The 24280-nt window shown below is 68.9% G+C and carries 23 protein-coding genes; 12 read left to right on the top strand and 11 right to left on the bottom strand.

The genetic code is table 11. The features are described from left to right. The first annotated feature begins 78 nt into the window (after positions 1 to 78). Positions 79 to 1653, top strand: a complete 1575-nt coding sequence (guaA, locus tag PC39_RS06835) for a glutamine-hydrolyzing GMP synthase (protein ID WP_353252623.1) — start codon at positions 79 to 81, stop codon at positions 1651 to 1653. Here the strand turns inward: guaA and trhA are convergent. Then, on the bottom strand, positions 1608 to 2306 hold the full coding sequence (gene trhA / locus PC39_RS06830; protein ID WP_353252622.1) for a PAQR family membrane homeostasis protein TrhA: 699 nt from the start codon (positions 2304 to 2306) through the stop codon (positions 1608 to 1610). The two genes, guaA and trhA, sit on opposite strands and share 46 nt — an antisense overlap. Positions 2307 to 2457: 151 nt before the next feature. On the opposite strand from trhA, the gene PC39_RS06825 reads away from it, so the two are divergent. The 6 genes from PC39_RS06825 (at position 2458) to PC39_RS06800 (ending at position 7199) form a co-directional block, all read left to right on the top strand. Then, the gene (locus PC39_RS06825; RefSeq protein WP_353252621.1) at positions 2458 to 3708 is read left to right on the top strand and encodes an FAD binding domain-containing protein; all 1251 of its coding nucleotides are present in this window, start codon (positions 2458 to 2460) and stop codon (positions 3706 to 3708) included. Between the two features lie 57 nt (positions 3709 to 3765). Further along, positions 3766 to 4509 (top strand): MBL fold metallo-hydrolase, encoded by a 744-nt coding sequence (locus tag PC39_RS06820; RefSeq protein ID WP_353252620.1) that lies wholly within the window; start codon positions 3766 to 3768, stop codon positions 4507 to 4509. Further along, entirely contained in the window at positions 4506 to 5138 is a 633-nt protein-coding gene (locus PC39_RS06815) for a hypothetical protein (RefSeq protein ID WP_353252619.1), read from the top strand. Before PC39_RS06820 ends, PC39_RS06815 begins: the two co-directional genes overlap by 4 nt. A 101-nt stretch (positions 5139 to 5239) precedes the next feature. Next, entirely contained in the window at positions 5240 to 6208 is a 969-nt protein-coding gene (locus PC39_RS06810) for a zinc-binding metallopeptidase family protein (protein ID WP_353252618.1), read from the top strand. 98 nt (positions 6209 to 6306) lie between these two features. Next, positions 6307 to 6765, top strand: coding sequence for a YybH family protein (locus PC39_RS06805; RefSeq protein WP_353252617.1), 459 nt, complete (start codon positions 6307 to 6309; stop codon positions 6763 to 6765). Positions 6766 to 6812: 47 nt separating this feature from the next. Further along, positions 6813 to 7199, top strand: a complete 387-nt coding sequence (locus PC39_RS06800) for a DUF6632 domain-containing protein (protein WP_353252616.1) — start codon at positions 6813 to 6815, stop codon at positions 7197 to 7199. 332 nt (positions 7200 to 7531) lie between these two features. On the opposite strand, the gene PC39_RS06795 is transcribed toward PC39_RS06800, so the two are convergent. Beyond that, the gene (locus PC39_RS06795; protein ID WP_353252615.1) at positions 7532 to 8944 is read right to left on the bottom strand and encodes a DUF1329 domain-containing protein; all 1413 of its coding nucleotides are present in this window, start codon (positions 8942 to 8944) and stop codon (positions 7532 to 7534) included. 661 nt (positions 8945 to 9605) lie between these two features. Between PC39_RS06795 and PC39_RS06790 the strand changes: the two genes are divergently transcribed. From PC39_RS06790 to PC39_RS06775, 4 genes are all read left to right on the top strand, one after another. Next, positions 9606 to 10250, top strand: a complete 645-nt coding sequence (locus tag PC39_RS06790) for an outer membrane beta-barrel protein (RefSeq protein WP_353252614.1) — start codon at positions 9606 to 9608, stop codon at positions 10248 to 10250. Between the two features lie 115 nt (positions 10251 to 10365). Then, positions 10366 to 10545, top strand: a complete 180-nt coding sequence (hemP, locus tag PC39_RS06785; protein ID WP_353252613.1) for a hemin uptake protein HemP — start codon at positions 10366 to 10368, stop codon at positions 10543 to 10545. A gap of 48 nt (positions 10546 to 10593) precedes the next feature. After that, entirely contained in the window at positions 10594 to 11742 is a 1149-nt protein-coding gene (locus PC39_RS06780; protein WP_353252612.1) for an isocitrate/isopropylmalate dehydrogenase family protein, read from the top strand. Positions 11743 to 11803: 61 nt separating this feature from the next. Beyond that, positions 11804 to 13072: an aspartate aminotransferase family protein gene (locus tag PC39_RS06775; RefSeq protein WP_353252611.1), complete on the top strand. Its 1269-nt coding sequence runs from the start codon at positions 11804 to 11806 to the stop codon at positions 13070 to 13072. A 19-nt stretch (positions 13073 to 13091) separates the two neighbouring features. Here the strand turns inward: PC39_RS06775 and PC39_RS06770 are convergent, their stop codons facing one another. From PC39_RS06770 to PC39_RS06745, 6 genes are all read right to left on the bottom strand, one after another. Continuing rightward, positions 13092 to 13292 carry a DUF2905 domain-containing protein gene (locus PC39_RS06770; protein ID WP_353252610.1) on the bottom strand — a complete coding sequence of 67 codons (201 nt, stop codon included), beginning with the start codon at positions 13290 to 13292 and terminating at the stop codon, positions 13092 to 13094. An 8-nt stretch (positions 13293 to 13300) separates the two neighbouring features. Then, complete coding sequence (locus tag PC39_RS06765) at positions 13301 to 13990, bottom strand: TetR/AcrR family transcriptional regulator (protein WP_353252609.1); 690 nt, start codon at positions 13988 to 13990, stop codon at positions 13301 to 13303. A 101-nt stretch (positions 13991 to 14091) separates the two neighbouring features. Then, positions 14092 to 14838: a DsbC family protein gene (locus PC39_RS06760; protein ID WP_353252608.1), complete on the bottom strand. Its 747-nt coding sequence runs from the start codon at positions 14836 to 14838 to the stop codon at positions 14092 to 14094. A 71-nt stretch (positions 14839 to 14909) separates the two neighbouring features. Beyond that, entirely contained in the window at positions 14910 to 16367 is a 1458-nt protein-coding gene (locus PC39_RS06755; RefSeq protein WP_353252607.1) for an aldehyde dehydrogenase family protein, read from the bottom strand. Continuing rightward, positions 16364 to 17806 carry an amidase gene (locus PC39_RS06750; protein ID WP_353252606.1) on the bottom strand — a complete coding sequence of 481 codons (1443 nt, stop codon included), beginning with the start codon at positions 17804 to 17806 and terminating at the stop codon, positions 16364 to 16366. The genes PC39_RS06755 and PC39_RS06750 overlap by 4 nt, the downstream gene beginning before the upstream one ends. Positions 17807 to 17854: 48 nt before the next feature. Next, positions 17855 to 18835, bottom strand: a complete 981-nt coding sequence (locus PC39_RS06745) for a D-2-hydroxyacid dehydrogenase (protein WP_353252605.1) — start codon at positions 18833 to 18835, stop codon at positions 17855 to 17857. Between the two features lie 187 nt (positions 18836 to 19022). Between PC39_RS06745 and PC39_RS06740 the strand changes: the two genes are divergently transcribed. Beyond that, positions 19023 to 20276, top strand: coding sequence for a pyridoxal phosphate-dependent aminotransferase (locus PC39_RS06740; protein ID WP_502950858.1), 1254 nt, complete (start codon positions 19023 to 19025; stop codon positions 20274 to 20276). A gap of 1379 nt (positions 20277 to 21655) precedes the next feature. On the opposite strand, the gene PC39_RS06735 is transcribed toward PC39_RS06740, so the two are convergent. Genes PC39_RS06735 through PC39_RS06725 form a run of 3 tightly spaced genes read right to left on the bottom strand, consistent with a single transcriptional unit; the run spans position 21656 to position 24274 of the window. Next, positions 21656 to 22423, bottom strand: coding sequence for a hypothetical protein (locus PC39_RS06735; RefSeq protein WP_353252604.1), 768 nt, complete (start codon positions 22421 to 22423; stop codon positions 21656 to 21658). Between the two features lie 21 nt (positions 22424 to 22444). Beyond that, on the bottom strand, positions 22445 to 23488 hold the full coding sequence (locus PC39_RS06730; protein WP_353252603.1) for an SAM-dependent methyltransferase: 1044 nt from the start codon (positions 23486 to 23488) through the stop codon (positions 22445 to 22447). A gap of 3 nt (positions 23489 to 23491) precedes the next feature. Further along, on the bottom strand, positions 23492 to 24274 hold the full coding sequence (locus PC39_RS06725; RefSeq protein WP_353252602.1) for a DUF1295 domain-containing protein: 783 nt from the start codon (positions 24272 to 24274) through the stop codon (positions 23492 to 23494). Positions 24275 to 24280: the final 6 nt, after the last annotated feature.

Below are 24280 nucleotides of genomic sequence, written 5' to 3'. Positions count from 1 at the left end.
ACGCCGGAGGTCGCTGACCGTTGATGCCCGATCCCTCCGGTCGCCCGGCCACGATCCGCCAACCACGGCTCCGCTAGCATGGACATCCACGCCGAACGCATCCTGATCCTGGACTTCGGGTCCCAGTACACCCAGCTCATCGCGCGCCGGGTGCGCGAGGCCGGGGTCTATTGCGAGATCTACGCCTGGGACGCGGGCGATGACGCCATCCGTGCCTTCGCCCCCAAGGGGGTGATCCTCTCCGGCGGCCCCGAGTCCGTGACCGGCGGCGAGAGTGCGCCGCGGATCGCGGAGGCGGTGTTCGAGCTGGGCGTGCCGCTGCTCGGGATCTGCTACGGCATGCAGGCGATGGCGGCGCGCCTGGGCGGCGAGGTGGCCGGCAGCGGTCACCGCGAGTTCGGCTACGCGCGGGTGCGCGCCCGCGGCCACTCGGCCCTGCTGACCGATATCGAGGATCACGTCGACGAGGACGGCGCGGCCTGGCTGGACGTGTGGATGAGCCACGGCGACCGGGTGGAGCGCCTGCCCGAGGGCTTCCGTGTCATCGCCGAGACCGAGGGCGCGCCACTCGCCGGCATGGCCGACGACACGCGCGGCTACTTCGGCGTGCAGTTCCACCCCGAGGTCACGCACACCGCCCAGGGCAAGCGCATCCTGGAGCGTTTCGTGCTCGATATCTGCGGTTGCCGCGGCCTCTGGCGGGCGGACGCGATCATCGATGATCTGGTCGCCCGGATCCGCGATCAGGTCGGCGAGGGGCGGGTGTTGCTCGGCCTCTCCGGCGGCGTGGATTCCTCGGTGACCGCCGCGCTGTTGCACCGGGCGATCGGCGAGCGGTTGGTGTGCGTGTTCGTCGACAACGGCCTGCTGCGGCTGCACGAGGGCGACGAGGTGATGGCTACCTTCGCCGAGCACATGGGCGTCAACGTGATTCGGGTCGACGCCGAGGATCGGTTCCTGGGCCGGCTGGCCGGAGTCGAGGACCCCGAGGACAAGCGCAAGATCATCGGCAACACCTTCATCGACGTCTTCGACGAGAAGGCCGCCGAGCTGACCGGCATCGAGTGGCTCGCCCAGGGCACGATCTATCCGGACGTGATCGAGTCCGCCGGCGCGAGCACCGGCAAGGCGCACGTGATCAAGTCGCACCACAACGTCGGCGGCCTGCCCGAGCACATGAAGCTCAAGCTGGTGGAGCCGCTGCGCGAGCTGTTCAAGGACGAGGTCCGGACCATCGGTCTGGAACTGGGCCTGCCGCGCGACATGCTGATGCGTCATCCCTTTCCGGGGCCGGGTCTGGGCGTGCGCATCCTGGGCGAGGTCCGGAAATCCTACGCCGACAAGCTGCGCGAGGCCGACGCCATCTTCATTCGCGCCCTGCGCGAGGCCGGCCAGTACGACAAGGTGAGCCAGGCCTTCGCCGTGTACCTGCCGGTGTCCTCCGTCGGGGTGATGGGCGACGGCCGCCGCTACGAGCACGTGATCGCGCTGCGCGCGGTGGAGACCGTGGATTTCATGACCGCCCGCTGGGCCCGGTTGCCCTACGATTTCCTGGACGAGGTCTCCCGCCGGATCATCAACGAGGTCGACGGCATCTCGCGCGTGGTCTACGACATCTCCGGCAAGCCGCCCGCGACCATCGAGTGGGAGTGAGGCCGCGGCCGGGCGGCGTAACCGTGGACCGCCGCGAAATGGCAGGCGGTGCCCAGGATCACGAACAGGTGCCAGACGAGATGGCCGTAGGCCAGCCGGTCGTCGAGCACGAAGAAGATCACGCCCACCGAGTAGGCCAGTCCCCCGGCGACCAGCCATAGCACCCCCCGGCGCGGCACCCGCGTCAGCACCGCCGGCAGCGCCCCGAGCGCGACCCAGCCCATGGCCAGGTAGAGGGCGGTGGACAGGGCCGGATGGGCGAGGCCGTTCACGGCCTTGAGCACCGTGCCGGCGAGGGCGAGGCTCCACACCAGCGCGAACAGGGTCCAGCCGACCGGTCCCCGGAGCACGCCGAGCGTGAAGGGGGAATAGGTGCCCGCGATCAGGACGTAGATCGCGGAGTGCTCGATCACCTGGAAGACCCCCTTGCCGGCGCCGGGTGGCAGGGCATGGAACAGGGTGGAGGCCAGGTAGAGCAGGGTCACGCTGACAGAGAACAGGGTGGCGCCCACCACCGTGCCCGCGTCGCCGCGCCGTGCCGCCGACGCCAGCAGGAAGGGGATGGCGGCCAGCGCCAGGATCAGCCCGACGCCGTGACTGACACTGTTGGCGATCTCCTCGCCCAGGGGTGCCCAGTTGCCGGGGTCGTCCAAATCCGCCTCCTTCGCGGCGTATCGGTATCGCGGCGAATCGAGCGGCGTATTCTACGTCGCTGACGGGGCGGTGTCCCGGCCCCGGCCGGCCGCCGGTCCTGGACACCGCCCGCCGCGCCGGGTAGCGTCCGGGCGCGAACCGGGAGCGGATATGACATCGAACACATTGCGCGTCGCGGTGGTCGGCGGCTCGATCGCCGGCTGCACCGCGGCCGTGGCCCTGCGCCGGCAGGGGCACGCGGTACGGGTCTTCGAGCGCAGTCCCGGCGGCCTGGTCGGTCGCGGCGCCGGCATCATCGCGCCGGAGCCCGTGATCGAGGCGATGCAGGGGCGCGACCTGCTGGACGCGGACCTGCCCGGCTTCCGCGCCGAGCGGCTCGTGAACAGCGCCCGCGCCGACGACGGCGGCCGGCTGGGGCGTTCGCCCTGGGCGGCGCCGGTGGCGATCCGGCTGCTGCGCTGGCAGGACCTGTATGCCTCGCTGCGCCGGCGTCTGCCGGATGCCGACATCGAGTACGGTCGCCCGGTCACGGATGCCCGGCACGTCGGCGACGGGCGCGAGGTCGAGCTGGCGGTCGACGGCTCCCCCGCCGGCCGCTTCGACCTGGTGGTGTTCGCCGACGGCTACCGTTCGCTCGGGCGCGGCCTGATGTTTCCCGGGGCGCGGCTCGAATACACCGGCATCGCCGGTCTGCGCGGGCTGCTGCCGGAACGATACCTGACCGACACCGCGCCGCTGGAGGGCGCGCTGCATCGGGTGCGGTATCCCGAGGGGCATTTCGTGTTCTACCTGGTGCCCGGCGAGGGCGGCGCCATGGCACCGGGCGAGCGTGTCGTGAACTGGGGCGTCTACCTGCGGGTGCCGGCGGCGGAGCTGGACGATCTGCTTACCGACGATGCCGGCGAACGCGGCTTCGGCTCGGTACCCTTCGGGGCGGTGCCGCGGGATCGCGTCGAGCGCCTGCGCCGTTTCCTGGCGCCGCACCTGCCGCCGTACTTCGCCGATATCGCCCTGTCCGGGCACAACAGCCATGCCCTCCAGGCCATGTTCACCATGACGCTGCCGGGTTACCGCCGCGGCCGGATGTGCCTGGCCGGCGATGCCGGCATGATCGCGCCGCCGTTCACCGGCAGCGGCGTGTTCAAGGGCATGACCAACGCCGTGGCGCTGGCCGATGCCCTGGCGGCGACGGACGATACCGATGCCGCATTGGCCGGGTGGGACCGTGAACAGACCGCCACGGGGCTATCGCAACTGCGCCTGGGCGAGCGCCTGGCGGACGCCCTGATCTGGCATATCCCGGATTTCGCCGCCATGAGCGAGGCCGACATGGTGGACTGGTGGGAGCGGGCCTCGAAGTTTCCCGAGGCGGTCTGGGGTGGCGGCGACCGGCCGGCGTGACCGGCGGCGCGGCCTTGCCGCTATCATGACCGGTTTCCGGTCCCTGTTGGAGTGGTGATGACGTCGGGCGCGGCATTGGCGTTGTATTGTCTCGGCACGGGCCGCGGCGCGACCGCGGTCCACGGCGACGGCGCCAGCAGCGCGTTCCTGCTGCTGGTCGACGACTCGCCGGTGCTGCTGGTGGATATCGGTTTCGGGGTCGTGCGTGCCTGCCGGGACGCGTTCGGCGCGTTGCCGGCGCAGATCCTGGTGACCCACAACCACAGCGATCATGCCGCCGAACTGCCGGTGACCCTGGCCGAGGCGGCCGCGGCGGGACGACGCCCGCGGGTGATCGCCGGCCCCGAGGTCGCGCCGCGGCTGCGCGAGCACCGTCTTCATGAACTGCGCAGCACGGGCCGCCCGCTGTCCGCCTTCTGCGACCTGGTCGTGCCCGACGGCCCGTGCGAGCTGGGGCAGGGGCTGCGTCTGACGCTGCTGCGTGCCCGGCATGCCGAGCCGTGTTACGGCTTCCTCCTGAGCCGTCACGACCGGCCGGTGCTCGGCTACGGCGGCGATTCGGGAGTCTGCGAGTCCCTGTACGGCCAGGTGTTCCGTGCCCCGACCGTGGTGCTGGACGCACGCGAACGCGGCTCCCCGGAGCATGCCGGCTTCGCCGAGGTGGCGGCTTTCGCGCGCGGATATCCGGACCGCAGGGTCTACGTCACGGGATACGGCACGGCCGCGCAGGCGCCCGGCAACGGGCTCGCATCGCTGCGGCCGGGCATGCGCCTGCCCCTCGCCGCGGGAGTGGCGGCATGATCGCGGCGACGCTCGTGGAGCGCTTCCTGGTGGGATGCTTCTGGCTGTCGCCGTACAAGTGGGCGGATGCCGTGCTGGCGCGCCTGGAGGCTGCCCGGCGGGGCCGAGGCGCGGATTGGGAGGCCGTGCGACGCGTGCGCTACGCCGTGTCCGAGGCGTATATCACCCTCTGGCTGGTCGCCGCCGTCGCCCTTTGGTTCGGCGCCGCCCTCGTGCCCGTCTGGGTGGCCTGGCTGGCCTTGCTCCGGGTTTTCGGCATCCTCGCCAAGGAACTGGGGGTGATCCTGTTCGGCAAGTGCAAGATCACCGAGGGACACATGGTCGCCGCCAGCGGGCGGGCGATCGTTCTCGCCCTGGTCAACTACGCCACCGCCGGCTTCCTGTTCGGGTTCGTCTACGCACGGCTCGGCCGTTTCGCGGTCGGCGACCGGCCGGCGGCATCGCTCGATACGCCGGACGCGCTGGTCCAGGCGCTGACCATCCACTTCTCGCTGGGGCCGGCCTACACGCCCGCGGACACGGCCTCGTGGGCGCTGGTGGTCGGGCAGATGGGCTTCGCCTTCCTGTTCAGCGTGATCGTGATCTCGCTGTTCATTTCCCTGCTCAACATCGGCGCGAAGCGGGTCTGAGGCCGGTACCGCAGCGGTGTCGGCCACCGGCACGGGCTGGTCGTGACCTCCGCTGTGCTCCAGACTGGTCGCCCCTATCACGTCGCCGGAGTCCTTGCGGTATGCGCGTTTTCTCCAACCCGGTCGGTTCCGGTCAGCTCTGGTTCGACAATCTGGCCACCGCGGACGGCACTCCCGTGGCCTATGATCCGCAGGCACGGGCTTTCCTGCCCACGCCGCCGTTCTGCGTCAACCGGGACATCATCGGCTGCAACTGGATCGCGCCCGAACAGGGCGCCTTCTGCCGGTCCTGCGCCATGACCGCGCTGGCGCCGGACCCCGAGATACCCGACGCCATCCCCAACTGGGCACATACCGAGGCCGCCAAGCGCTGGGTACTGGACAACCTGGGCCGTTGGCACTGGTTCCGGCCGGAGGATCCGGGCACGCGCCCTGTGTTCCACATGCTCGCCGAGGGACCGACGCCGGTACCCATGGGCCATGCCCAGGGCGTCGTGACCATCAGCGTGGCCGAGGCGGACCCGGTCCTGCGCACCACACGGCGCCAGGCCCTGGACGAACCCTACCGCACCATGATCGGCCACATGCGCCACGAGATCGCGCACATGCTCTGGTGGCGGCTGAGCCTGCGCGAGGATTTCCTGGAGGCCTTCCGCGCCGTGTTCGGCGACGAGCGCGCGGATTATGCCGCCGCGCTCCAGCGCCACTACAACGACGGGCCGCCGCCCGACTGGAAGCAGCGCTTCCTGACTACCTATGCCTCCGCGCATCCGCACGAGGACTGGGCCGAGACCGCGGCGCACCTGATGCATCTGACCGATATCACCGACAGTTTCGTCGCGGCGGGCCTGTCCTCGCCGGAGTTGCCGAGCCGCGGCTGGTGGGATCCGTACGCGGAGCCCGATCCGGGCTATCTGATCCATGTCGCGGCGTCCCTGGCCGTGGGCGTGAACCACGTCAACCGTTCCATGGGGCTGTCGGACATCTATCCGTTCGTGCTCTCCGATGCCGCGCACCGCAAGCTCGCCTTCGTGCACGACTGGCTGCGGCGCGGCGCCCAGGGACGCTGACCCGCCGGCGGGTCCCCGTCCGTGCCGGGGCGGCACGGTTGATGTGCCACCGGCTCGGGATCGATCATCGGGGGGCATCCGAACGGGGGAGGGCGGCCATGACGCGCAACCTGCGGATAGCGATCGTCGCCTCGCTCCTGCTCCTGGCTTGCGATGCCCTCGCGGCCACCCCCGAGGGCGAAGTCCGCGCCCGGATCGAGGCGCTGCAGCGGCAATGGGTCGAGGCGGTGAACCGGGGCGACGTGGACACGATCCTGGATCTGTATGCCGAGGACGCCTGGTTCCTGCCCGCCGGCTCGCCGCCCCTGCACGGACGCGATGAGATCCGCGACTGGTGGCAGCGGACGCTCTCGGATCCGCCGTGGCGGACATTGCGTTTCTATCCGGTCGCTGTGCGCCTGGCCGACGGCGGCGACCTCGCCTACGACATCGGCGTTTCACGTACCACCCGGTCCGGTCCCGACGGCGAGACGGTCGAGCGCGGCAAGTACCTGATCGTCTGGGAGCGCATCGACGGCGAGTGGAAGGTCGCGGCGGACGCTTTCAATTCCGATTGAGATTCGGCTACGGTTCCCGCCGATAACCATAACGATGGGAGAAAGGCATGCGTGACGAGGCGAAACTCCGGTACCTGGCCGTGGCACTGCGCGTGTTCGGCGTCGTATTCATCTTCGGTCTGCTCCCCATGATGATGTGGATATGGCCGGCGGGTTGGGCCTGGGAACCCCGCCAGCCCGAATACGAGCAGATGATCATGGGGGTCTACGCCACCCTGGGCGTCTTCCTGATCCTGGCCGCGCGCGATCCGATGGCCAATCTCAGCCTGATCCGGTTCACCATCTGGTCGAGCATCGTCCACGGCGGGATCATGCTGGTCCAGGCCGTGGCCGACGAGACCGAACGGGCCAATCTGCTGGGCGATATCCCGGCGCTGTTCCTGGTCGCACTCGTCCTGTGGTACCTGGTGCCGAAACAGGCCAAGTCGTCGTGATCGGGGTCATCGGAGCCGGAGATCCTGGCTAGCGGATTGGATTCAGCCGTAGATTAGTTGGCGCGCCAGGGAGGACTCGATAAATCCGGCAGGAGAGCCGGATTGACGATGCGTCGGCATCGCCCGAAGGGCGAGCGCCATGGAAGGCGCGAGTCAACTCCCGACTCCCGGGTTCGAAGCCTGGTGCTCTATCCGGCTGAGCTACTGGCGCCCGAATCCATTGTACGATCGGCGTCCAGGCCCGCATACTGCAGAGTGTCACGGACAAAAAAAGCCCGCGGTGGGGCCGCGGGCAGGGTCAACGCAGGCCCTATCGGGCCGTGCGGGAGGACTCAGAAGGTCCGGCCCATGCGCTTGAGGTTGCTGGGCTGGAAGTGGGAGCGGGAGAACTCGACGTCGAAGTCGTTCGCCCGGTCCTCGTTGATCATGGCGGTCATGAAGTAGCGGCCGCTCTGCAGGTCGTAGATCACCTCCGGGACCGTGGTCGCCGTCGGAATGTACGGCGCGGTGATCAGGTGGCCTTCCTGGAATTTCCAGAGCTGGTCGCGATTGTCATAGCAGTCGACCATGGTCACGCCCCAGGAATCCTCGTGCAGGTAGAACACCCGCTTCTTGAACTGGTGGCGCGTGCCCTCGCGCAGGTTGGCCTCGACCACCCAGACCCGTTGCAGCTCGTAGCGCGGCAGGTTCTGGTTGATGTGGCCCTTCTGAATGATCTCGTCGTACGAGTGCCGCACGCTGTTGATCTCGTAGGAGTTGTGCGGGACGAACATCTCCTTCTTGCCGACCAGCTTCCAGTTGTAGCGGGCGAGCGAGCCGTTGAACATGTTGATCTGGTCGTTGAACTGGAGGCCGTCGGAGCCCAGTGAGGGATTGTCGTAGCCGACCTCGGGCGCGCGGTTCACCCGGCCCAGGCCGGGGTTGTAGATCCAGGCGTTGCGGCCGGAGGTGCCCTTGCCGAAGATCTCGTGCACCAGGGTGATCTGGCCGGCGACGCGGGCCGGGGACAGGGTGCGCTGGAGGTAGTAGGCCAGCACGTGGTTCTCGGGATCCTCGACCTCGAGGTTGGCGTACTCGAAGCGCACGTCCTCGATCAGCTTGGTGATCTGGTAGCTGCCGTCGGCGTCGACGATGGCCTGGTTGTTGTAGCGCTTCACCGCCGAGCCGCGGAAGCGCAGCTTGTGGTTCCAGATCGCCTGGGCCCCGTTCTGCGGGATCGGGAAAGGGAATCCGAGCCGCGCGCCGTAGACGTCGTTCACGCCCTCCAGGCCGGCGCGCTCGGCGTTCTTGCGGGTGGCCTCGTTGATCTCGTCCGGGAAGTAGGTGCCGCGTACGCTCGGGTAGACCCGCATCTTGTACGTTTCGGGGTACAACTCGAACAGGCGCTTGTGGCCCGCGGTGAGCTTGTCGGCGTACTGCTGGTAGTTGTCGGCCGTGATCGTGAAGCGGGGCTTCAGGGCCTCCGGACGCTGGGTCTTGATGAAGTTGAGCTTGTCCGGGTCGTTCTTGCGCAGGTGCTCGACCTCTTCGTAGTCGTAGTTGCGCTGCGCCTCGGTGAACAGCGACGGGCCGCGCCAGGGCGGGATGGTGCCTTCCTCGTTGCCGTTCGGATTGGCGCCGATCGGCGTGAGCTGGTCACCGAGCTTGGCGGCCTCCTCCGGGCTGACGCCGGCCGCGCCGATGCCGGGTGCGACGAGCAGGCACCCCGCGAGAAGCCCGATGAAGGGATTGGTCGATACACGCATTGCGAACACTCCTTGTCCTCACCGCCGCGACGGCCGTCACGGTCGTCCGGCCAGGGTTTGCGGCAGAACGCTCTGCCGTCTGCGGCGAAAGATTAGCACAACAGTTTGGGAATTCGAAAACGATCCTTTCTTGAATAATGGTTCGATTTATCTGTGACATTACTTAATGTCACATTACAGGGAAATTATCGATTGTCGCGGAGGGACATGAAAGAGGGGAGCCGCGGACGCGGCTCCCCCTGACGCCTCCCTGCGCACCGCTCCCCCGACTTTCCCTCGCCGAGTCGCGGCCCGTAACGACCTCCCCCAGACCCTTTCAGTCCGCATACCTGTAGCGACGGGCGCTTGGCAGGCAGCCGTGTACGGTACGTGATTGGATAGCGCGGCGCGGCATATATGTCAAGACCTCTTGTCGGATTTCGCGGTGCGGTTCCGGAAGCGTCTGAAATGGAAAATAAAATTATGCTGCGGCGCACATGATAATGCCCTGAATTGTCTTTGCTGCGCCTGTAAGCGGGCCCGGTCACAATCGATCGTGTCAATGTGAATCGGGGGCGAGAGCGGATTAAGACAAGGGCTCTTGCATGTTTGTCGCGCGACCGCTAAGTTGCCCCTGTGCGGTATCCCGCAACACAGAGCTGCCTCAACAGGGAGAACAATCATGCAAGGAAGCTTAAGACTTGCCGCGACCGTCCTGTTCGTCTTGCCCGCCTGCGCGTTGGCGGCGCCCAACTACGACTACGTCCAGGCTACCGCCGCCGTGATCAAGGGCGACGCGGAGGTCGACGATCTGGCCGGTGTCGACGAGGACTTCGGCACCGACGGTTACGCCGGCGAAATCTCCGCGGCCCTCGGCGAGCATGCCTTTTTCCAGGTCGATCACAAGATCGTGTCCTCGGATGACGACGACGTGGATCTGGATGTCGATCGCACCGGGATGGGCATCGGTTTGATCCGACGTTCCAGCGAGCATGTCCACTTGTACGGCCTGGCCTCGTTCGAGCGTATCGACCTCGACGACGAGGATGGCGACGGCTACAGCCTCAATCTGGGCATGCGCCTGACACCGTCGCGTTCGATCGAGATCAATCCCAGTATCGGCTACGTGGACTACGGCGAAATCGGCGATTACGACGTGAGCGGCATGGAGTACGCGATGCGCGTGATCCTCCAGTTCACCGACGCCTTCGGCCTCGTCGCCGCCTACGAGGGGGTGGACTACAAGATCGACGAGCAGGGCGTGAACGACGATCCCGACTTCGATCTCAAGGGTCAGTGGCACCTCGGGGCACGACTGAGTTTCTGACGCTTCCGCGCTGCGCCCGATCCCGTTCGGGGCCGGGCGCAGGGCGGCTTTCCCGGCGGCTTGCAATATAATTGATAATCGTTATCATTCGCATAAAAGGCCAACGGAGATGCGAATGAGTGGGCGTCGGGAAGATCGCACGGACGGTGCCGATGGCGCGGGCGCGGTGCGGCCGTTGCCCGCCGTGAACAGCGAAACGCTGTTCGCCGGATGCAACGAGGTGGTCATCGTCCACGAGAACGAGCGTTATCGCCTGCGTCGCACGCGCAGCGGCAAGCTTTTGCTCAACAAGTAACCCTCGCGGCGTATGCCGGGCCCCACCGGCTTTGCTATGGTGCCGGGCATGAATGCGCGTACCACATGGCGCGTCGCCGTCCTGCCCGGCGACGGTATCGGCCCGGAAGTGATGCGGCAGGCCGGCAAGGTGCTGGATGCCCTGTGTGCCGGCGACGGGCCGGAGATCGAGCGCGTGGAATTCGGCTGGCCCTCGCACGCCTGGCATCGCGAGCACGGCCGGATGGCGCCGCCGGATTACCTGGCGACGCTGGGCGAGTTCGACGCCATCCTGCTGGGCGCGCTCGGCGACCCGGGACCGGGGGACGATCCCGACCGTTTCGTGCTCTCCGACGCCGAATCCCTGGCGCCGCTGCTGGAGATCCGCAAGCATTTCGACCAGTGGGCCTGCGAGCGCCCCTGCCGCCCGCTGCCGGGCGCGCCCCGACACTTGGCCGACCCCCGCGCGGCGGACATCGACATGCTCGTGATCCGCGAGAACAGCGAGGGCGAATACGTGGGCCAGGGCGGGCGGTTGGCCCCCGGTACCCCACACGAGATCGCCACCCAGACGTCGGTGTTCACGCGGCGCGGCACCGAGCGCATCGTCCGGCACGCCTTTGCCGCCGCCCGCGAGCGGGCCGCCACCCGGGCCCGCGAGGGTCGCGAGCGGGATTTCGGCGGCCGGCCGTCGCAGGTCTGCCTGGTGACCAAGCGCAACGCCCTCAAGCACTGGGGCGAGCTCTACACCGAGACCTTCGCCGCGCTGGCGCGCGACTACCCCGACGTGGCGACCCATCACGAGTTGGTGGATGCCGCCTGCATGAAGTTCGTCACCTCGCCCTGGGCGTTCGATGTCGTGGTGGCGTCGAACCTGCACGGCGACATCCTGACCGACCTCGCCGCGGTCCTGAACGGCGGCATGGGCGTGGCGCCGTCCTGCAACCTGAACCCGGCCGAGCGCGGCCGTCCGCCGATGTTCGAGCCCACCCACGGCAGCGCGCCCGACATCGCCGGCAAGGGGTTGGCGGGTCCGACGGCCATGCTGCTGACAACGGCGATGATGCTGGACTGGATGGGCACGGAGGACGCCGCCGCGGCCGCCGCCGGCGACCGGTTGCGCGCCGCGGTCGCGGCGGACCTGTCGGAGCACGGCGACGAGCGCCGCGGCACCGACGCCGTCGGCGATGCCGTGGTGCATCGCCTGCGCGCGGATTGATTGAAGGGCTGACCCCGAGCCCGGACAATCGGGACCAAGCAAGTCACCAGGAGCCGAGAACATGAGCCACGACCGCCACGGATCCCTGTCCCCGCTGCTCAAGCAGTCGAGCGGTGTCGTCGCCTCGCACGGCGAGGGGGCCTATATCTTCGACGAGGGCGGTGACCGCTACCTGGATTTCACCTCCGGGATCGGCGTGTTGAGCACCGGCCATTGCCACCCGCACGTGGTCGAGGCCGCGCGCGAGCAGGTGGGCCGCCTGGTCCACGGCCAGTACGCGATCGTGAAGCATCCGCCGATCCTGAAGCTGGCGGAGAAGCTGGGCGGCATGACGCCGGGCGACATCGACAGCTTTTTCTTCTCCAACGCCGGCACCGAGGCGATCGAGGCCAGCATCCGCCTGGCCCGCCAGGCCACCGGCAAGCCCAACATCATTGCGTTCCGCGGCGGTTTCCACGGCCGCACCATGGGCTCGCTGTCCCTGACGACCTCCAGTTCGCCGATCCGCCAGGGTATCCAGCCGATGATGGGCGGCGCCATCGTCGCGCCGTACCCGGATACCTACTGGTACGGCTGGGACGAAGAGACCACCAACCGGTTCTGCCTGCGCGAGTTCGACCACATCCTGCGCACCTACAGCACGCCGGCCGAGACCGCGGCGGTGCTGGTGGAGCCGGTGCAGGGCGAGTCGGGCTACGTGGCGGCCAATAGCGGCTTCCTGCAGGGGATCGAGGCCCGTTGCCGGGAGCACGGCTTGCTGTTCATGGTGGACGAGGTGCAGTCCGGCAACGGCCGCACCGGCCGCTACTGGGCGCTGGAGCACTTCGGCGTCACGCCGGACGTGCTGATCACCGCCAAGGGCATCGCCAGCGGTTTTCCGCTGTCGATCATGGGCGCCTCCGAGGCGCTCATGGCCAAGGGCTGGCTGGGCTCCCAGGGCGGCACCTACGGCGGCAACGCCGTGGCCTGCGCGGCGGCCCTGGCCACCATCGAGGTGATCGAGAAGGAAGGCCTGGTGGCGAACGCCGAGGCCCGCGGCGAGCAGCTCCGGGCCGGCCTCGAACGTCTCGCCGGCAAGGACGGCGGCATCGGCGACATTCGCGGCAAGGGTCTGATGCTCGGCACCTACATGGTGGACGGCGAGGGCGGTCCGGACGGCGAGCGCGTGGCCCGCATCGTCAAGGAATGCGAGAAGCGCGGTCTGCTGTTGATCAAGTGCGGCGCCTACGGCGGCCAGGTGGTTCGCTGGCTGCCGCCGCTGATCGTCGACGAGGCCCAGGTGGACGAGGCCCTGGGCATCTTCGAGGCGGCGCTGGAGGCGACCCGATAGCTGCCGGTCGTCGGTCGATCTAGCGCCGGAAGAGCCAGAGCAGCAGGCTGCCGAGCACGCTCACCAGGATCATGGTGGTGAGCGGGATATAGACGGTGAGGTTCTCGCGTTCGATCACGATGTCGCCCGGCAGGCGTCCGAGGGGCAGTTTCGACAGCCAGGGCCAGAGCAGGCCCGCCAGCGCGATCAGCAGGCCGACGACGATCAGCGTGCGGGACATGCCCGGCCTCAGCCGCGGATGCCGGCGACCAGGTAGTCCATGAACAGCCGTTCCAGCTCGGGGCCGCGCTCGGGCGCCGCGATCCCCATGGGTCCGAAGGGCGAGCGCCAGAGATAGCTGCGGTAGGCGAGTCCGTAGTAGACGTTGTTCATGTTCAGCAGCAGCCGGAACTTCAGGGTTTCGCCCGGCAGATCCGGCAACAGCCGCTGCAGCAGGCGGTAGCCGCGGTTCAGGCTCTCGGCGTGCATCTGCGCCGACAGTTCCTGGCCCTTGGGGCCGAAGTCCCAGCCCAGGCGCGCGATGAAGCGGATCGCGTCCATGCCGTAACCGGGCTCGGTCAGCATCTGCATGATCGGCCGGAACAGGGCCTCCAGCACGTCGCGCACGCTGTAGTCGCCGCTCTCCAGGTGCGCCTCCAGCGGCGCCAGGCCCGCGAGGCAGCGCGGCTCCAGCCAGGCCTGCAGGCTGCGGGTGATCTCTTCGATCAGGGCCTCGCGGCTGCCGAAGTGATAGTGCAGGGCGGACGGGTTGCTGGCGCCCGCGGCGGTCACGATCCGGCGCAGGGAGACGCCGCGCAGCCCCTCGCGCGAGAGCAGGGTGATCGCCTCGCGCATGAGACGGTCCCGCGTCTGGTTCGAGACCGTTTCGCGCGGGGTCGGGGTCGGAATCGCGTCTTCCAGGGGTTTCGAGGCTGTCATGCCCTGATCCGTTTGTTCCCGGCCGTCCCTCGCGACGGCGCCGCCGGAAATGGCCCTACAGATTAATCCGGCCGCCGGCGCACGGGAAGTCCCGGGCGTTCTCAGCCTTGCCCGTCGAGCCGCTTGGCGAGGTCGGCCGGCGACACGTAACCGCCGTAGACCCGCCCGTCGACGCCCACGATCATGGGGGTGCCGCGCAAGCCCACCGCCTGGCCGAGCGCGTAATGCTCGGCCACCAGGTCGGTGCTGCAGTCGCCGCCGTCGACCGCGGCGCCGGATTTGGCGCGGGTGAGGGCCCGCTTGCGGTCCTCGGCGCACCAGACCGCCTCGGTTCGCCGCCAGGATTCGCTGCCCGGTCCCTGGCGGGGATAGGCCAGGTAGCGCACCTCGATGCCGCGCGCGGTGTAATCCCCGATCTGCTCGTGGAATTTGCGGCAGTAGGGGCAGTCCACGTCGGTGAACACCCAGACCGTGCCGATTCGCGCCACGTCGGCGGCCGGCTCGTAGACGACGGCGTCCGAGGCCTCGACCTCGGCCAGGCGCTCGCGCCGGGTGTCGCTCTGTGCCCGGCGGGTGAGGTTCTCGCGGGTCTCCAGATCGTACAGGTCGCCGGCCAGCAGGTAGCGGGCGTCCTCGGTCACGTACAGGCTCTCGCCGCCGATGCGCACCCGGTAGAGACCGGCCTCGGGGACGTGGGTCACCTCCTGGATGTCGCCGAAGTCGGCCAGGCGCTCGCGCACCGCCTCGGCGTCGGCGGCCGGCGCGGGTGCCGCATCGTCGTCGCTCGCCTGCCAGACGACCACGCCCGCGAGGACGACGACGGCGGCGAGCAGCAGCTTGTTCAGCATCACGGGGCTCGAAGGGGTTTTGCGGGAAGTCTACACCGGGCGGGCGGCGCCGTGTGCGCCGCCCCGGCCGATCAGCCGCCGCGCGGCACGGTCTGCGGCTCGACGTACTCCATCAGGCCTTCCTCGCCGCCCTCGCGGCCGATGCCGGACAGCTTCATGCCGCCGAAGGGGGCCTCCGGCGTCGGCCCGGTGCCGGTGTTCCAGCCGACGTGACCGAAGCGCAGGCCGGCGATCACGCGCGCGGCACGCTCGTCGTCGCCGGTGAACACGTAGGCGGCCAGGCCGAATTCGGTGTCGTTGCCGGCGGTCACGGCCTCGTCCTCGTCGTCGAACGTGATCATGGGCACGAAGGGGCCGAAGGTCTCCTCGCGGGTGCATTCCATCTCCGGCGTCACGCCCGCGACCACGGTCGGCGGATAGAACAGGCCGCGGTCCGGGTCGAGGTCGTCGGGATGCTTGCCCGCCAGGAGAGTGCCGCCCTTGGCCAGGGCGTCGGCAACGTGGCGACGCACCTTCTCGAAACCGGCGCGGTTGATCAGCGGGCCGATGTCGATGTCGTCGTCCATGCCGTCGCCGACCCGCAGCGCCTTGACCCGCTCCACCAGCTTGTCGGCGAAGGCCTCGGCGATCCCTGCCTGGACGTAGATACGGTTGGCGCAGACGCAGGTCTGGCCGCCGCCGCGGAATTTGTTGCCGATCAGGTTGTCGGCCGCGGCATCCAGGTCGGCGTCGTCGAACACGATGAAGGGGGCGTTGCCGCCCAGTTCCAGCGCCAGTTTCTTGACCTGGTCGCGGCTCTTGTCGATCAGGCCCTTGCCGACCTCGGTGGAGCCGGTGAAGCTCAGCATGGGGACGTCCGGGTGGGCGCAGAGCAGGTCGCCGATGGGGCCGGCGCGGCCCATCACCAGGTTCACCATGCCGGGCGGCAGGTCGACCCGCTCGTGCATCAGCGTGAAGGCCGCGATCATGGTCAGCGGCGTCTCGCTGGCCGGCTTGATCACGGTCGGGCAGCCGGCGGCCAGCGCCGCGGACAGTTTCTTGGCGATCATGCCGATGGGGAAGTTCCAGGGCGTGATCAGCGCGGCCACGCCGATCGGCCGGAAGTGCACCTCCCAGTCGCAGCCCTTGGGGCGTTCCTCCAGCTTGCGGCTGGCCAGCAGATCCAGATGGCGGGCGCAGTAGTCGAAGAAGCCGGCGGCGTACTCGACCTCGCCCTGGGCCTCCTTCCAGGGCTTGCCGTGCTCCAGGCAGAGGATGCGGCCGATCTCCTCCTTCTCGTCCAGCAGCGCGTCGCGGATGTCGGTCAGCCACTCGCGGCGCCGCGCCAGGGAGTAGGGCGGCGCCAGGCGCAGCGCCCGCTTGGCGGCGGCGATCGCGCGCCGGGTCTCGCCATCGCCCATGGCGGGGACCTCGGCCAGCGCCTTGCAGTTGGCCGGATTGAGCACCTCGAACGTGCCGCCGTCGTCGGCCGCGGTCCACTGGCCGTCGATGTAGCCCTCGGGGCGCTTGAGCAGCGTGGAGTCGATCATTTCGAACCCTCGGTTGGCGATTCCTCGATCCAGTCCGGCCGTAGCCCGCTCAAATCGTGCGCCTGCTGGTAGGCGTGCGCCGCGCGCAGCACCAGGGCGTCGGCGTGGCGCGGGCCCACGATCTGCAGGCCGGCGGGCAGGCCCGCGGCGGTGAAGCCGCAGGGCACGGACGCGGCCGGCTGGCCGGTCATGTTGAACGGGTAGGTGAACGGCGTCCAGGTCGGCCAGCGTTCGTGCGGCCAGTCCTCGGGCACTTCCAGGCCCTTGCGGAAGGCCGGGATCGGCAGTGTCGGCGTGACCAGCAGGTCGTAGCGCTCGTGGAACAGGCTCATGGCCTCGATCCAACTGGCGCGGACATTCATCGCTCCCTGGTAGTCCAGCAGCGACAGTTTCTCGGCCCAGGCCGCCACCGCGGCCAAGCCCGGATCCATGCGCTCGCGGTCGGCGGCGCCGATCTCGCGCATGGCGTTGGCCGCGCCGCCGTAGAACAGGATGTCGAACGCCGCCCGCGGATCGTCCAGGCCGGGATCGACCTCCTCCACGCGGGCACCCAGGTCCGCCAGCCGGCGAACGGCGTCGGCGACCGCGGCGGCGATCTCCGGGTCCACCTCGGTGCCGAAGCCCAGCGAGGGGCTGTACGCGATGCGCAGGCCCTCGATCCCGCCTTCCAGTTCGGCGAGGAAGTCGGTGCGGTTGCCGGGCAGGGAGGGGTCGCGCGGGTCCGGCTCGGCGAGCACGTTCATCAGCAGCGCCGAGTCGGCCACCGTCTTGGTCATCGGCCCGACGTGGGCCAGCGGCCAGAAGGCGCTCGGCGGCCACATCGGGCACAGGCCGTGGGTGGGCTTGTGGCCGAACAGGCCCGAGAACGCCGCGGGGATGCGGATCGAGCCGCCGGCGTCGGTGCCCAGGGCCAGCGGGCCCATGCCCAGCACCACGGCGCTGGCGCTGCCGCCGGACGAGCCGCCCGCCGTGAGTTCCGGCGCCCAGGGATTGCCGGTCGGCCCCTCCAGCGGGCTGTCGGTGACGCCCTTCCAGCCGAATTCCGGCGTGGTGGTGCGGCCCACGGTGACCATGCCGTGGCGCCGCAGCGCCGCCACCGCCGGGCTATCCACGTCGCAGGGGTTGTTCGGGTCGATCAGGCGCGAGCCCTTGAGATTGGGCCAGCCCTCGGCCATGAAGATGTCCTTGACCGCCACCGGCACGCCGTCCACCAGACCGTCGGCGCGACCCTCGCGGTAGCGGGTCTCCGCGGCGCGCGCCTCGGCCAGGGTGATTTCCTCGTTCACCTGGGAATAGGCGTGGATCCGATCGTCCAGGGCGCGGATGCGGGCCAGGCAGGCCTCGGCGGCCTCGACCGGCGACAATTCGCCGGCGGCGAAGGCGTCCCGCATCTGCAGGGCGGTCAGGTCGGCGATGTCGGAGGCCATCTCGTTACTCACGTCTCGTTACTCACGTTGCGGGTCGGTGTTGCGTGGCCGCGGCGGGGCTCATCGCGGCGGCACGTAGCCGCGCCCCTTGTCGACGATGTTGTGCAGGGGTTCCCCCGCCTGCCAGCAGGCGAGATTGTCCAGGAACTGGCGCGACAGCGCCTCGCGCCAGCCGACGAAATCGCCGGCCATGTGCGCGGAGATCAGGACATTGTCCATTCCCCACAGCGGGTGGTCCGCCGGCAGCGGTTCCTCCTCGAAGACGTCCAGGGCGGCACCGGCGATCCGGTTCTCGCGCAGGGCCCGGACCAGGGCATCGGTGTCCACGATCGGGCCGCGGCCGATGTTGATGAAGCGGGCCGAGCGCCGCATGGCCGCGAACTGGGGCGTGGAGAACAGGTGCTGGGTGTCTGGTGTCAGCGGCGCGGCCACGACCACGTAGTCGGCCTGGGGCAATTGGGCCCCGAGCGTGTCGATGGCGTAGACGCTCTCGAAGTCTTCGTCCTCGTCGCGCGCGCGCCGGGCCACGCCCTGGACGCGCATGCCCGCGGCCCGGCACAGGCGGGCGATGCTGCGGCCGATGGCACCCGCGCCCACCACCAGGAGCTGTTTGCCGGCGATGCGCTCGGTATCGCGGTGGCGCCATTCGCGGCGTTGCTGGAGCGCGATGTTGGTGTGCGTGTCCTTGGCGAACATCAGGATCGCGCCCAGCACGTATTCGGCGATGGCACCGTCGAAGATGCCCCGGGCGTTGGTGACCGTGACGTCCGATGCCAGCACGTCGTCGGTCAGCACCGCGTCCACGCCGGCGCTGGTGGCGTGGATCCAGCGCAGGCGGTCGGCCTGCGGCCAGGCGCGCGCCAGCGCGTCCGTGCGGAAGTCGGTCACGAGCAGGATCTCGCTGCCGGGCAGGTGCTCGGACAGGCTGTCGGCGTCGTCGGCATGGCGGACCTCGGCCCGTCTGGGCAGGGGGTCCAGGCCCGGCGGCAGCGGCTCGCCGCTGCCCGTGAGGATGGTGACGGTCGGCTTGCGCGCTGCCATCAGCGGGGCGTCGGCACCGGGTGTCTGCGTGCGGTCATGGGATTCCGTGGGTTTCGGAGCGAATCCTGCCGGAAGTTACCCGCGCGATTCAGCCATCGTCAACTCGCCGCCTGCCGCTGTCTTGACCCCCCGCGGCGCTCGCCATAGCCTCGACGCTGTCACACACACACAGCAGGCGGGTCAGGCAATGGCGACGACGGCCGAGGAACGCGAGGAGACCGAACGGCGGGTGCTCGCCGCCGATCCGGAGGACCGGTACGTCCGCGGCCGGCTCACCTGGAACCCGGCCATGCAGGCGATCCCGATCTCGGGGATCCGCCGGATGGTCAATCGGGCGGCCGAGCTCGAGGACGTCATCCACCTGTCCATCGGCCAGCCGGACTTCCCGACGCCGCGCCACATCATCGACGCCCACATCCATGCGCTGGAGGCCGGGCAGACCGGCTACACCATGGATGCCGGCCTGCCGGAGCTGCTGGAGGCGCTCTCGGAGTACTACAGCGCCCGCTATCGCAGCACCCTGTCGCCGGACAACTTCCTGGTGACCACCGGGGCGACCGAGGGCATCTACCTGCTGCTCACCGCCATGGCGGCGCCCGGCCGGGAGTTCATCCTCGCCGATCCCACCTTCCTGCTGTACGCGCCGCTGATCCGGATGCTCGGCGGCCAGGTGCGCACCGTGCCGACCTTCGCCCAGCACGGCCACCAGCTCGACCCCGAACGGGTGATCCGCGCGATCGGTCCCAATACCCACGCCATCGTGCTCAATTCGCCCAGCAACCCCACGGGCACGGTCTATCCGCGCGAGACCGTCGAGTGGATCTGCCAGGAGGCGGCCTACCGTGGCGTGCAGGTGATCTCCGACGAGGTTTACGACCACCTGGTGCTCGACGACATCGAGTACCCGAGCGTGCTCACCTGCGCCATGGACCTGGACCACGTCGCCGTGGTTTCCAGCTTCTCCAAGACCTTTTCCATGCCGGGGCTGCGCGTGGGCTGGGTGGTCGCCGACCAGAACACCATCCGCATGCTGCGGCGCTACCACATGTTCACCACCACGGTCGCGAACACACCCGCCCAGTGGGCCGGGGTGGCGGCGCTGCTGGGCGACCGCACCTGCATCGACGAGATGGTGACCGAGTACCGCCGGCGCCGGGACCGGGTCGTGGAACTCGTCGCCGAGACGCACGGCCTGACCGGTTACTGGCCGCAGGGGGCCTTCTACATCGCGCCGTCGCTGCCGGCGGGCGTGGATGCCGGCAACCTGGCGATGCGCATGCTGGAGGAGACCGGGGTCTGCGTGATCCCGGGCGACGCCTTCGGCGAGGGGTCCGGCGATATCCTGCGGATCAGCTATTCCACGTCCATGGACAACATCGAGGCCGCCTTCGAGCGCATCCAGCCCTGGCTACAGCGCCAGCCGGAGTTGCAGAACTACTAGGCGGGAATCCGCGAAATCAACCGGTACGGGTGAGCCGTCTGGTCAGTAGCCGGGTTCCCGCCGGACCCGGGCTTTGGTTGGCGGGACATGAAACCACAGAGGCGCACGGAGGCGCGCAGAGGTTCTTGCTGGCCGCTTGCCAGAAGAAAGAATCCGCAGATTACGCCGATGTACGCATATTAAAGAACAGCCCTAACCAATCTGCGTTAATCGGTGTCATCTGTGGATAAAAACAAACGCCTTGGCTCGGCACGGCACCGACCGCGCAGCGCCCCGGCGATCGAACTGCCGGGTTTGCCACGGACCTTGGCGGGCGGTTCCCGAAAGAAATAATCCGCAGATTACGCAGATATACGCAGATTAAAGAATAGCCCTAACCAATCTGCGTTAATCGGTGTCATCTGTGGATAAAAACAAACGCCTTGGCTCGGCACGGCACCGACCGCGCAGCGCCCCGGCGACCGAATTGCCGGGTTGGCAACGGACCTTGGCGGGCGCTTCCCGGAAGAAATAATCCACAGATGACACCGATGGACGCAGATTAAAGAACAGCCCTAACCAATCTGCGTTAATCGGTGTCATCTGTGGATAAAAACAAACGCCTTGGCTCGGCACGGCACCGACCGCGCAGCGCCCCGGCGACCGAATTGCCGGGGTGGCAACGGACCTTGGCGGGCGCTTCCCGGAAGAAATGATCCGCAGATTACGCCGATGGACGCAGATTAAAGAACAGCCCTAACCAATCTGCGTTAATCGGTGTCATCTGTGGATAAAAACAAACGCCTTGGCTCGGCACGGCACCGACCGCGCAGCGCCCCGGCGACCGAATTGCCGGGGTGGCAACGGACCTTGGCGGGCGCTTCCCGGAAGAAATGATCCGCAGATTACGCCGATGGACGCAGATTAAAGAACAGCCCTAACCAATCTGCGTTAATCGGTGTCATCTGTGGATAAAAACAAACGCCTTGGCTCGGCACGGCACCGACCGCGCAGCGCCCCGGCGACCGAATTGCCGGGGTGGCAACGGACCTTGGCGGGCGCTTCCCGGAAGAAATGATCCGCAGATTACGCCGATGGACGCAGATTAAAGAACAGCCCTAACCAATCTGCGTTAATCGGTGTCAATCTGTGGATAAAACAAGCGCCTTGACTCGGCACGGCGCCGATCGCGCAGCGCCCCGGCGACCGAATTGCCGGGTTGGTAACGGACCTTGGCGGGCTATCCGCCTCTTCCGCTTGAAAACCGTGATCGTGTCCGGGACAACAGTCATTTCCCTCTGTGCGCCTCTGTGGTTAATTTTCTGGCTGGCTGCTTGCCGAGGGTGATTACCGCCATTGCGACCTTCCAGCGCGCCGCACGCGGGAAGGGTTAACAGGCCCTATCGGCCGCCGCAGGCGGTGGTCACCGCGTCCGCCTCGGGCGGCTTCTCGCGGTAGTAGCTCACCCGCACCGGGAAGCGTTCGCCCTCGGCGTTCTGCATGTTGGAGATGCCGCGGTATTCCAGCAGCCGCTTGTCGTCCGGGTCGTAGGTCAGGACCAGCCCGTCCACGAACCAGTTGATCAGGAACATGTCCAGCTCGGCGCGGAAGCGCGCGGCGGGCTCGCCCTCGAACTCGGTGTCGTCGACGCGCCGGGCGCGCATGTCGAGCACTTGCCGGCTGCCGGCCACGGCGAAGCGGAAGCGCACCGTGTCGCCGGCCATCAGGCGCGCGAAGTGGGCCTTCACGAAGGGATGGAAACCGGAATCGGCCGCGGTGTCCGCGGTCACCTCGAACGGCTCCGTCAGGCGCTCGCCGTCGGGGCCGTCGCGTTCCACCATGCGCCAGCCGGGGTTGCCGTCCCCGCCGTCGCGCCGGATGCCCTCCATGTCGCCGGTGCGCTCGTGTACGAGGGTGAACACCGGCACGAAGCGGTTGTGGCTGAAATCCATGGTCTTGTCGGCGATCACCTCGCCGTCGGGACCGCGATAGGTGATGCGCCAGTCGGTGGCGCGGCCCTGTGCGTCGCGCACGCGGTCGTGGTGCTCGGTATAGACGAGCTCGCCGTTGTCGGGGTGGTAGGCGTAGCCGGTGAAGCACTCGCGCTCGAGCTGCGCCGACGCGCCGGTGGCGAGGGTCAGCGCCGCCAGGGCCCATAGATGCCGCATGAGTGTGTCTCTCCTCTCCTGTCAGGTCGCGCGCGGGCCGAACAGGTAATGGCCCACGCCCCACTGGTTGCCGTCCTCGAAGCCGAACAGCTCCGAGACCGCCATGAAGAACATCCGCCAGCGGTGACGCTGCCGGTCCGCCAGGGCCGCGCCGTAGGCGTCCGCGAACAGCGCCCGCACCGCGTCGCGGCGGGCGTCCAGGTTCGCCAGCCAGGCGTCGGCGGTGGCCCGGTAGTGCCGGCCGGAGACCCACCAATGGTCGCGCACGGTCAGGTGTGTCTGAAACTCCAGCGGCCAGTTCTCGGAGGGCATCAGGCCGCCGGTGAAGAAATGCCGGCCCATCCAATCGTAGCGCCCGCCGGTGGCGAAGGGATAGGCCAGCAGCCGGTGGCAGAAGATGTGCAGGAAGAACCGGCCGTCCGGCGCCAGCCAGTCGGCGATGCGCGCCATCAGTGCCCGGTGGTTGCTCATGTGCTCGAACATCTCCACCGACACCACGCGGTCGAAGGGGGCGCCGGCGGGTTCGTAGCGGTTGATGTCGCAGGTCTCGACCCGGAGATTGCCGAGGCCGAGCGCCGCCGCGCGCGCCTCGATGTGCGCGCGCTGCCCGGCGGAATTGGAGACCGCGTGGACCTCGGCGTCCGGGTAGCGGGCCGCCGCCCACAGGCAGAAGGAGCCCCAGCCGCAGCCCAGGTCGAGGATGCGCTGGCCGTCCGCGAGGCCGGCGCGCTCGGCGTAGAGGCCGAGCATGGCCTCCTCGGCCGCGCCCAGGTCGGCGATGCCGTCCGCGAACAGGCAGCCGCTGTACTTGAGGCGCGGTCCCAGCACCAGCGTGAAGAAGTCCGCCGGCACCTCGTAATGCTGGTCGTTGGCCTCGTCCGTGTGGCGGGCGATGGGGCCGGTTCGCGCCGCCGCCACCAGCGCCCGATAGGCGGCGTTGCGGGCCTCGCCGTCCTCGGCCTCGGGGCCGGTCAGGCGGCTCGCGATCAGGCGCCGCATGCCGGCGCGGGCCAGCGCGTCGGGCACCAGGCCCCGCTCGCAGAGCTCGATGGGCAGGGTTTCCATGGGTCAGTTCCGTTTCGGCGGCAAGGGGATGAAGGCGCTGGTGCGGCGCACGTAGTCGTCGTAGCCGATGCGCCGGGACTTGCCCTCGGCCGATTCCACCGTGGGGATACCGGAGACCCGCAGCAGCAGCCAGGCCATGATCGCGGGGCTGGCCAGGGTCGCCCACCAGTAGGGCGCGCCGGCGGCGAGCAGCGGGTAGGCCAGCCAGTGCAGGCACTCGAAGAAATAGTTCGGGTGCCGGGAATAGCGCCACAGCCCCCGGTCGCAGACCCGGCCGGCGTTGGCCGGATCGCGCCGGAAGCGTTCGAGCTGACGGTCGGCCAGGGCCTCGCCGGCGACCGAGACCAGCCAGACGATGCCGGCGGCGGCCAGCCAGCCGGCGGCCGGCATGTCCGGACGGTAGGCGATCACCAGGAACGGCAGCGACAGCACCCAGGCCACGACCGCCTGGAACCAGAAGAACAGCAGCATGTAGAGGTCGGCGCGCCGGCCCCAGGCACGGCGGGCGGCGGCGTAGCGGGCATCCTCGGGACGGCCGCGCATGCGCAGGGCGAGGTGTGCCGCCAGCCGGAAGGCCCACGCGCCGGCCATCACGGCCAGCAGCAGGCGGACCGGCGCCGGGGCGTCGCCGACCGCCGCGTAGAGCAGGCCCAGGAGCCCGAGCGTGGCCGACCAGACCGCGTCCACCACGCCCGCGTCGTGGGTCGCGAGCTGTACCAGCCAGGTGGCCGTGACCAGGGCGACGGCGACGGCCAGGCCCAGGAGATAGGCGATCAGGGGTTCCATGCCGAG

The sequence above is a fragment of the Salinisphaera sp. PC39 genome, from assembly GCF_040361335.1.
Classification (GTDB): Bacteria; Pseudomonadota; Gammaproteobacteria; order Nevskiales; family Salinisphaeraceae; genus APNM01.
The sequence above is the reverse complement of the archived record's forward strand: the minus strand, read 5'-3'. Positions and strand labels throughout refer to the sequence as shown.

What these genes read in the sequence shown, in the direction of transcription:
- PC39_RS06755 (WP_353252607.1), bottom strand. Translation starts at nt 16,367, where the DNA reads ATGATCGACTCCACGCTGCTCAAGCGCCCCGAGGGCTACATCGACGGC.
- PC39_RS06805 (WP_353252617.1), top strand. Translation starts at nt 6,307, where the DNA reads ATGACGCGCAACCTGCGGATAGCGATCGTCGCCTCGCTCCTGCTCCTG.
- PC39_RS06815 (WP_353252619.1), top strand. Translation starts at nt 4,506, where the DNA reads ATGATCGCGGCGACGCTCGTGGAGCGCTTCCTGGTGGGATGCTTCTGG.
- hemP (WP_353252613.1), top strand. Translation starts at nt 10,366, where the DNA reads ATGAGTGGGCGTCGGGAAGATCGCACGGACGGTGCCGATGGCGCGGGC.
- PC39_RS06780 (WP_353252612.1), top strand. Translation starts at nt 10,594, where the DNA reads ATGAATGCGCGTACCACATGGCGCGTCGCCGTCCTGCCCGGCGACGGT.
- PC39_RS06765 (WP_353252609.1), bottom strand. Translation starts at nt 13,990, where the DNA reads ATGACAGCCTCGAAACCCCTGGAAGACGCGATTCCGACCCCGACCCCG.
- PC39_RS06760 (WP_353252608.1), bottom strand. Translation starts at nt 14,838, where the DNA reads ATGCTGAACAAGCTGCTGCTCGCCGCCGTCGTCGTCCTCGCGGGCGTG.
- PC39_RS06775 (WP_353252611.1), top strand. Translation starts at nt 11,804, where the DNA reads ATGAGCCACGACCGCCACGGATCCCTGTCCCCGCTGCTCAAGCAGTCG.
- PC39_RS06790 (WP_353252614.1), top strand. Translation starts at nt 9,606, where the DNA reads ATGCAAGGAAGCTTAAGACTTGCCGCGACCGTCCTGTTCGTCTTGCCC.
- PC39_RS06795 (WP_353252615.1), bottom strand. Translation starts at nt 8,944, where the DNA reads ATGCGTGTATCGACCAATCCCTTCATCGGGCTTCTCGCGGGGTGCCTG.
- PC39_RS06735 (WP_353252604.1), bottom strand. Translation starts at nt 22,423, where the DNA reads ATGCGGCATCTATGGGCCCTGGCGGCGCTGACCCTCGCCACCGGCGCG.
- PC39_RS06770 (WP_353252610.1), bottom strand. Translation starts at nt 13,292, where the DNA reads ATGTCCCGCACGCTGATCGTCGTCGGCCTGCTGATCGCGCTGGCGGGC.
- PC39_RS06810 (WP_353252618.1), top strand. Translation starts at nt 5,240, where the DNA reads ATGCGCGTTTTCTCCAACCCGGTCGGTTCCGGTCAGCTCTGGTTCGAC.
- PC39_RS06820 (WP_353252620.1), top strand. Translation starts at nt 3,766, where the DNA reads ATGACGTCGGGCGCGGCATTGGCGTTGTATTGTCTCGGCACGGGCCGC.
- PC39_RS06730 (WP_353252603.1), bottom strand. Translation starts at nt 23,488, where the DNA reads ATGGAAACCCTGCCCATCGAGCTCTGCGAGCGGGGCCTGGTGCCCGAC.
- guaA (WP_353252623.1), top strand. Translation starts at nt 79, where the DNA reads ATGGACATCCACGCCGAACGCATCCTGATCCTGGACTTCGGGTCCCAG.
- PC39_RS06800 (WP_353252616.1), top strand. Translation starts at nt 6,813, where the DNA reads ATGCGTGACGAGGCGAAACTCCGGTACCTGGCCGTGGCACTGCGCGTG.
- PC39_RS06725 (WP_353252602.1), bottom strand. Translation starts at nt 24,274, where the DNA reads ATGGAACCCCTGATCGCCTATCTCCTGGGCCTGGCCGTCGCCGTCGCC.
- PC39_RS06745 (WP_353252605.1), bottom strand. Translation starts at nt 18,835, where the DNA reads ATGGCAGCGCGCAAGCCGACCGTCACCATCCTCACGGGCAGCGGCGAG.
- PC39_RS06825 (WP_353252621.1), top strand. Translation starts at nt 2,458, where the DNA reads ATGACATCGAACACATTGCGCGTCGCGGTGGTCGGCGGCTCGATCGCC.
- PC39_RS06740 (WP_502950858.1), top strand. Translation starts at nt 19,023, where the DNA reads ATGGCGACGACGGCCGAGGAACGCGAGGAGACCGAACGGCGGGTGCTC.